The following is a 1,025-nucleotide window of genomic DNA, read 5'->3' as shown; positions in this document are numbered from 1 at the left end:
AGCCCGCGCTGGCCGACACCGAACCGGAGCTGGCGGCCCGGCCGGCACGGCTGACCGTCACCGTCGGGTTCGGCCCGGCCGTGTTCACCGCCGCCGGGCTGGAGCGACAGCGTCCGGCGTGGCTGGGCCCGCTGCCGCCGTTCGGCATCGACCGGCTCGAACCGGCCTGGTCCGACGGTGATCTGCTGGTGCAGGTGTGCGCGGAGGAGCCGACCACGGTCGCGCCCGCGGTGCGGGTGCTCTCGCGTGGTGTCACCTCCCTGGTGACCGTGCGATGGACCCAGCGCGGTTTCCGCGACGCCGAACCCGGCCGCACCCCGCGCAACCTCATGGGTCAGGTGGACGGCACGGTCAACCTGACCACCGACGCGGAGCTCGACCGGCTGGTCTGGCACGACGGCTCGGTCACGCCGTGGCTGGCCGGTGGCACCTCGCTGGTGCTGCGCCGAATCGCCATGAACCTGGACACCTGGGACGAGATCGACCCGGCGGCAAGGGAATTCACCGTCGGCCGCAGGCTCGCCGACGGCGCCCCGCTCACCGGCGCCGACGAGTTCGACGAACCGGACTTCGAGGCCGTGGACTCCTACGGCATCCCGGTCATCCCGCCGTCCTCGCACATCGCGCGCGCCAGGCACACCCACGACGGCGAGCGGTTCCTGCGCCGCGGCTACAACTACGACGACGCCCCCGGCCCGGGCCGGATCTCCGACTCCGGCCTGCTGTTCACCGCCTATCAGCGCGACCCGCACGCCCAGTTCCTGCCCGTGCAGGCGCGTCTGGCGGAGTTCGACGCCCTCAACGAGTGGACGACCCCCATCGGCTCGGCGGTCTTCGCGCTGCCGCCGGGCGTCCAGGAGCCGGGCGGGTATCTCGGACAGACTCTGTTCGAGGCCTGACCGAGCGGGGTGCCCGGTGCCTGTCTCTCCCGCCGGTCACCCCGCGCGCCGGGGCGTCCCGGCCGCTCTGTCGACACGCCGCCGTCGTGTTCGCGCTCTCGGCCGCGGGGGGGGGGGGCCCCCCCC

Annotated in this window: 1 protein-coding gene; it reads left to right on the top strand. The window is 74.1% G+C overall.

What is annotated here, in order from left to right:
• The coding region (locus tag QH283_RS13670; protein ID WP_280503377.1) for a Dyp-type peroxidase at positions 1-899 on the top strand (899 nt) is incomplete at its 5' end.
• Between the last annotated feature and the right edge of the window lie 126 nt (positions 900-1,025).

The sequence above is a fragment of the Nocardia farcinica genome, from assembly GCF_029867845.1.
Taxonomy (GTDB): Bacteria; Actinomycetota; Actinomycetes; order Mycobacteriales; family Mycobacteriaceae; genus Nocardia; species Nocardia farcinica_A.
This window is presented reverse-complemented; position numbering and strand designations above follow the sequence as displayed.